The 6,891-nt window shown below is 48.1% G+C and carries 5 protein-coding genes and 1 pseudogene; 5 read left to right on the top strand and 1 reads right to left on the bottom strand.

The window, feature by feature from the left end; genetic code table 11:
- The first annotated feature begins 793 nt into the window (after positions 1–793).
- The 3 genes and pseudogenes from ACR0QW_RS10455 (at position 794) to glyS (ending at position 5,207) form a co-directional block, all read left to right on the top strand.
- Positions 794–2,004, top strand: a pseudogene (locus ACR0QW_RS10455) (ATP-binding protein).
- Positions 2,005–2,267: 263 nt separating this feature from the next.
- Positions 2,268–3,140: a glycine--tRNA ligase subunit alpha gene (gene glyQ / locus ACR0QW_RS10450; protein WP_432643584.1), complete on the top strand. Its 873-nt coding sequence runs from the start codon at positions 2,268–2,270 to the stop codon at positions 3,138–3,140.
- 6 nt (positions 3,141–3,146) lie between these two features.
- Positions 3,147–5,207, top strand: a complete 2,061-nt coding sequence (gene glyS / locus ACR0QW_RS10445) for a glycine--tRNA ligase subunit beta (protein ID WP_432643583.1) — start codon at positions 3,147–3,149, stop codon at positions 5,205–5,207.
- Between the two features lie 73 nt (positions 5,208–5,280).
- On the opposite strand, the gene ACR0QW_RS10440 is transcribed toward glyS, so the two are convergent.
- Positions 5,281–5,760, bottom strand: coding sequence for a MarR family winged helix-turn-helix transcriptional regulator (locus ACR0QW_RS10440; protein ID WP_432643582.1), 480 nt, complete (start codon positions 5,758–5,760; stop codon positions 5,281–5,283).
- A gap of 344 nt (positions 5,761–6,104) precedes the next feature.
- Here ACR0QW_RS10440 and ACR0QW_RS10435 point away from each other — a divergent pair, with 344 nt between their 5' ends.
- Both ACR0QW_RS10435 and ACR0QW_RS10430 read left to right on the top strand, forming a co-directional pair.
- Positions 6,105–6,320 (top strand): hypothetical protein, encoded by a 216-nt coding sequence (locus ACR0QW_RS10435; RefSeq protein ID WP_432643581.1) that lies wholly within the window; start codon positions 6,105–6,107, stop codon positions 6,318–6,320.
- 11 nt (positions 6,321–6,331) lie between these two features.
- A complete protein-coding gene (locus ACR0QW_RS10430) occupies positions 6,332–6,739 on the top strand; it encodes a hypothetical protein (protein WP_432643580.1) in 408 nt (135 codons plus the stop codon).
- Positions 6,740–6,891 lie beyond the last annotated feature (152 nt).

The following is a 6,891-nucleotide window of genomic DNA, read 5'->3' as shown; positions in this document are numbered from 1 at the left end:
ATAACGAGACATATCTATGCTCCTTTCAGTTCTTCGTGGTGGTTGAGTTGAAATTCAGTTTAGGTATGTCTTATTTTATATAAAACATAGGGGTCTTGTGAACAGGAAGTCCACAAGACCCCAACATTTATTATAGAACCTCTTTTTTATTTTAAATAATACACATCCATCCGGTCTTGATAGATGATTGCCTCGTTGATTAAAGTTTCAATGGGCTTGACTTGATATTCTTTGTCTTCTGAGTTATCTGCAAAATGGTGTAGAGGAAGAACTCAACACACAGGGAATCACCATAAGTTTATAAAGCAGTCGGCTGGACAATAGGTGATTTCTTGTTTTTTTCTTTATCGGACAAGGATTTATTGATGATGTCTATGTAACTTCCCGTTCTTTGCTTTGAGTCCATTGATGAGGGTAATGACAATCTTCATATCATCCGGAGATAAACCTTTGTTTACGTCGAGGAGGACACGACCATTGGGATTATCCATCAGTTCTTGGGCTATCCGTGTTGTCTCCAAGTTTACGTAACAGTGTTCCTTTTCTGGTGAGTCGAATCCCATAAGCCAGCTGGGGCTGACGTTGAGAGCTTTGGCAATGAGAGCAATCTTATCTTGTTTCGGCTCATATTTTCCTTTAGAAGGAAACTTGTCTATAACAGAACCGCTTTTTGAGAAAATGAATTTTGCTTTTACTGCTAATCAGATAATCATAAATTGATTTTGCAAGTTATAACTGATAAAATACAACTAAACATATACTTTAACAGTTATAATTGAATAAAGGAGAAAATATGATTCAACGAAAGTTATACATGAATCGAATTTTGCCTTTTATCGATACAAATTTAGTAAAAATCATTACGGGAATCCGCCGCTCCGGAAAATCCATTATGCTGCAATTAATCCAGCAGGAGCTGGAGAAACAGGGCGTTCCTAAAGATCACATGCTTTCTTATAATTTTGAGTTCCTGGCGTTTGCCCCTCTTTGCACGGCACAGTCACTGTATCAGGAAGTAGTAAAGAAAACAAAGTCATTATCGGGAAAGGTGTATCTTTTTTTGATGAAATCCAGGAAGTGCAGCATTGGGAAAAGGCAATTAATTCTTTTCGGGTGGATTTGGATGCCGATATCTATATTACAGGGTCAAATGCGAAACTTCTGTCTGGTGAATTGGCAACCTATTTAGCCGGGCGATATGTGGAATTCGTTATGTATCCTTTTTCATTTCGTGAATTCATGAAAATGGTCCATACGCTTACTCCATCTACTTCCGTAAACGAAGATTTCCGCCAATATTTGTTGTTAGGGGGCATGCCTTATCTGGGAGAACTGCAGTACAACCAGACAGCGGCAAAGCAATATCTCCAGGATCTTTATAACGCAGTGGAACTGAAAGATATCATCAAACGGAATGCCATCCGGGATGTGGATCTTCTGGAACGGATTCTGATGTACGTAACTGCCAATATCGGCCAGACTTTTTCGGCCACCACCATTTCGAAGTACCTTAAAAATGAGGGACGCAAAGTAGCACCGGAAACGGTTATGAATTATCTTCGCGCAGGGGAAGAGGCTTTCCTGTTTTATCCCGTCAAACGACAGGACCTTGTGGGAAAGAAACTGCTCAGCGTGCAGGAAAAATACTATATCGCTGATCATGGAATCAGAGAGGCTGTTTTCGGAGGAAACCTGCGGGATATCAATCTGGTTTTGGAAAATATCGTATTCCTGGAATTGCTTCGGAGAGGGTATCAGGTCACAGTCGGTAAATTCAAGGATAAAGAAGTCGATTTCATTGCCCAGAAACAGGAAAAGAAAATCTATATCCAGGTCACCTATCTTTTGGCTTCCGAGGAAACCGTCCGGCGGGAGTTCGGTGTCTATGAGAAAATCCGTGACAATTACCCCAAATACGTTATTTCTATGGATGAAATCGACAGGAGTCAAAACGGGATCATCCATAAAAATATCCGGGATTTCCTGCTTGATGAGGAGTGGTAACTGCTTTGCCAGCGCCTGCTGGCTTCCTTTGGCTGAGGACTAGTGACTAGAGACTGACTTTCTCTTGACAACTCCCGCCGGATTTGTTATAGTTCCTCTGTAATACGCAATGAGGGGGTTGGCATCCCTGAGCGTTCGCTTCACAAGAGAGGCTGCCTTGGGCAGCAAACAGGGTGGAACCGCGGAACAACCTCCCGTCCCTGTAATGTAGAGTATCCTGTCTATATTACAGAGACGGGAGTTTTTGTATAGGAGGAGAGAAAATGGATTTTCAAACCATCATTTTGAACTTGCAGAAGTACTGGGCCAGCCAGGGCTGCATCATGGCACAGGCCTACGACGTGGAAAAGGGCGCCGGCACCATGAACCCTTCTACTTTTCTGCGGGTACTGGGGCCTGAACCCTGGAACGTGTGCTATGTAGAACCTTCCCGCCGCCCGGCTGACGGCCGTTACGGCGATAACCCCAACCGGCTGTACCAGCATCATCAGTTCCAGGTCATCATGCAGCCGTCTCCCAGCAACATCCAGGAACTGTATCTGGAAAGCCTGAGAGAACTGGGCATCCATCCGGAAGAACATGATATCCGGTTCGTGGAAGATAACTGGGAATCCCCTACTCTGGGCGCCTGGGGCATGGGCTGGGAAGTCTGGCTGGATGGCATGGAAATCACCCAGTTCACCTACTTCCAGCAGGTAGGTTCCATCGACATCAGGCCGGTGGCTGTGGAAATCACGTACGGCCTGGAACGGCTGGCCATGTACATCCAGGGTGTGGAAAATGTCTACGACCTGCAGTGGGTGGGCAACGTGACCTATGGGGATGTATTCCATACCAACGAAGTGGAGCAGTCCCGGTACAGCTTCGACATCGCCGATATCGATTTGCTGTTCGATCTGTTCGACAAGTACGAAAAAGAAGCCAAACGGGTCATCCTCACCGGCAATATCCGTCCGGCTTACGACTATGTGCTGAAATGCTCCCATACCTTCAACCTGCTGGATGCCCGGGGCGCCATCAGCGTCAGCGAACGGACCAACTACATCTCCCGGGTACGGGCATTGGCTCGTCTGTGCGCTGCGGCCTATGTAGAACAACGGGAAAAACTGGGTTTCCCCATGCTGAAGAGAGGGTAAAAGATCATGGCAAATTTATTATATGAAATCGGAACGGAAGAAATGCCGGCCCAATACATGCCCGGCATCTTGAAAGAATACAAGGAACTGGCTGCCAAAAAGCTGGAAGAAGCCCGCATCCCCTTCAAAGATGTCAAGGTGTATGGCACGCCCCGGCGCATGGCTTTCGTGGCTTCTGACGTAGCTGAAAAACAGGAAGACAGCACGGTGGAAAGCAAGGGGCCGTCTCTGAAGATTGCATTCGATCAGGACGGCAATGCCACCCGGGCTGCCCAGGGTTTTGCCCGTGGTCAGAAAGTGGATGTGAAGGATCTGGTGCAGAGAGATGGTTATGTATACGCCATCAAACATCTGGCAGGCAAGAAGACGGAAGAACTGCTGCCGGCCATCCTGGACGACATCCTTCATTCCCTGACCTTCCCCAAGACCATGCGCTGGGCTGACTACGACTTCGGTTTTGTCCGTCCTTTCCGCTGGATGGTAGCTCTGCTGGATGACAAAGTGATCCCGGTAGAAGCCAATGATGTAAAGAGCGGCAACCAGGCCAGAGGGCACCGCTTCCTGAGCAATCACCTGATCACTATTCCTGATGCTGCCTCTTATGTGAAGACCATGGAAGACAACTTCGTCATGGTGGATGTGGACAAACGCCGTGCCATCATCAGGAAGCAAATCGAAGAACTGGCCGCTGCTGAAGGGGGCAGAGCCGCCATTTCTCCGGATCTGCTGGAAGAAGTCACCTTCCTGGTGGAATGGCCCACGGCTCTGTGCGGCCATATCGATGACAAGTACCTGCGCCTGCCGGACTGCGCCATCATCACTCCCATGCGGGACCACCAGCGGTATTTCCCCATGTTCGACAAAGACGGTAAGCTGATGCCCAAGTTCATCACTGTCCGCAACGGTGGCAAAGAACATCTGGACATCGTGACCCACGGCAACGAACGGGTGCTGCGGGCCCGTCTGGACGACGCCGTATTCTTCTTCGACAACGACCGGAAAAAATCCCTGGCACAGCATCGGGAAGCCCTGCATGAAGTAGCTTTTCAGCATGGACTGGGCAATATGTACGACAAGACCGAACGGCTGCAGAAACTGTGCGATGAACTGGTGAAGGCAACCGGTCTTCCTGTGGATGCCAAAGCTGTGGAACGGGCAGCACTCCTGTCTAAGGCCGACCTGGTCACCGGCATGGTCACCGAATTCACTGAACTCCAGGGGACCATGGGCAGGGAATATGCTCTGCTGGACAACGAGGGCGAAAAAGTGGCCCAGGCCATCGGGGAACAATACATGCCCCGGTTTGCCGGTGACGAACTGCCGCAAAGCAGCGAAGGCCGGATCCTGGCCGTGGCTGATAAACTGGACAATATCGTGGCCACCTTCAGCCGGGGCATGGCTCCCACCGGATCCCAGGACCCTTACGCCCTGCGTCGTCAGGCTCTGGGTATCCTGAATATCGTGGCTGATGGCAAGGTGCATTTCCCCCTGCGGGCCGTTCTGGCAGAAACACTGAAGAATCTGCCGGTGGAAGTGGCAAACGAAGCCAAGCTGCTGGATGAAGTGGCAGATTTCTTCGCCCAGCGGGCCAAGAATATGCTGCTGGATCAGGGTGTGCGCTACGACGTAGTGGACGCTGTACTGGGAGCCAGCGGGCTGGATGACCTGGCTGAAATCTTCGACCGGGCAGCTGCCCTCACCGGTTATCTGGAAAGCACCAAGGCTGCAGACAGCATCCAGGCCTTCACCCGGGTGGAGAATATCAGCAGGAACAATGTAGTAGAAGCATCTGTAGATGCCGCACTGTTCCAGGATGACGCGGAAAAGGCCCTGTTCGAGGCTGTGGAAAAGGCAGCAAAAGAAACGGCTGCCCTGGCCAAAGAACGGAAATTCGCCGACCTGCTGGCTGCCAACGATGTGCTGGCTGCACCGGTGAACGCCTTCTTCGACGCTGTCATGGTCATGGATAAGGATGAAAAGGTGAAGAACAACCGTCTGGCCCTGCTGAATCAGGTGAAGAAACAGGTCAACCAGGTGGCCGACCTGAGCCAGCTGGTGATGAAATAAAAGACTGGCCAACCTAAAAAGCTGTGGAGAAATGGATTGCCATTTCTCCACAGCTTTTTTTTTTCAATAACGGTCAATCGGATCCTTTGGAGGATAGATAGTGCTTTTGTCTCCTTGCCAGGATGAACTGTTCCAGTACATTGAAACAGGTCTCGATTTCTTCTGCAGTACAACGCTTCTCCATAAGAGCCAGTGTGGAACCGAATACCCTGTCATCGTATTTCACATGAGCATGGTTCAGGTCTTTTCCTTTTTCAGTAGCATAATACAGCTGTTTCCTTCGGCTGTCAGGCGCATCTTCTTTTCGTACCAGGCCCTTATTTTCTATTTTTTTCATCATCTGGGAAATCGCAGCTTTTGTTTTATCAAAATCCTGGGAAAGCTCCGTTACAGTTTTACCGGGATGGTCGACGATATATTCCAATAAATGGACTTCTGCCGGGGTATATTTTTCCCCGGTTCCATAATCTGTGGGAAAGTTCCCTGCCATATAAAGCATGGACGTTTGGGACAGGATATCCGCCTTTTTTGCAGCTGGATGAAGTTTTTTCACCTTGAAGGGGCTCCTTTCTTTTTGTACTGTAGATAATAGCATACCAGATTTTTTCGAGAAAAACTACAGAAAATCCGCTGCTATAGAAAGTAATAAAAGAGTGGATCCGCAACGGAAACCAAATTGAAGTGAATTTAGAGAAAATTCTTGATAACCGATGGATATAATGTTAAGATTCTAAATAATAAGTTAATCAACTTAACAAAATAAATGGCCATTTCTATTCCAGTTTGAAAGAAGGTATTTCTATGAGTGAAGTTCGGCAGGAAAACAAGCTGATCCGGAATCTGGGCTTCTGGGATCTTATGGCGATTGCCGTTGGCTAGATCGTGGGAGCGGGCATTATGTCTTCCACAGGTGTTGTCATCGGCATGGCCGGGACAGGGATTGTCCTTGCCTATCTGTTGTCGCCTATTTTTACTATCATCAGCATTTTTCCCTCTGTAGCAGACATGGAGCTGGAGACAGCCCCGGAGATCAAAGAAGCGTTGAAGCGGGAAATCGATACCACCGTGCTGGGGTACGCCAATCCGATATTTTTATTCCCAATGAACATTTGAGGGCATAATATATGGACTATCTGCAGAAAGAAAGTATCAATGCCAAATGCAACATCCTCGGCTATGTGGCCTGTGAAGCAGCTTATCGGCACTGTGCAGACTGGCTGGATCAATGCATCGAAGTGATCGATACCAACCGGAAGCTGGTTACCCGGTTCCTGGGAGAGAAGTTCCTGCAGATCAAGGTAAAGGAACTGGAAGCGACTTACTTGCTCTGGATGGAATGGAACGGACTGAGCCTGGATTATCGGGAACTGGAACGGATCAATCATCAGGAAGCCAAGCTGTTCTTCGATGAAGGGTATGTGTTCGGAAAGCAGGGCGAAGGTTATGAACGCTGGAATCTGGCCTGTCCAACCTGCTATATCGAGGAAGGGCTGGAAAGATTGGAGAAGGCTTACAGAAAGTATATAAAGTGAATCAAAAACAGGGGGGTGTGAAAAAATAAGCCCCCAAAAAATACGAAAAAGGACTTCCGATTCTCGTGAACCGAAAGTCCTTTTTCGTGTTAGAATTTAACTGACATGAAAAACCTAACTGTGTATTATAATACTCCCAAGCAGGGAATTTT

Origin of the sequence: Acidaminococcus sp. (genome assembly GCF_050873445.1) — a bacterium.
Lineage (GTDB): Bacteria > Bacillota > Negativicutes > Acidaminococcales > Acidaminococcaceae > Acidaminococcus.
Note: the sequence above shows the minus strand (reverse complement) of the source record. Positions and strands in the feature narration are given on the sequence as shown.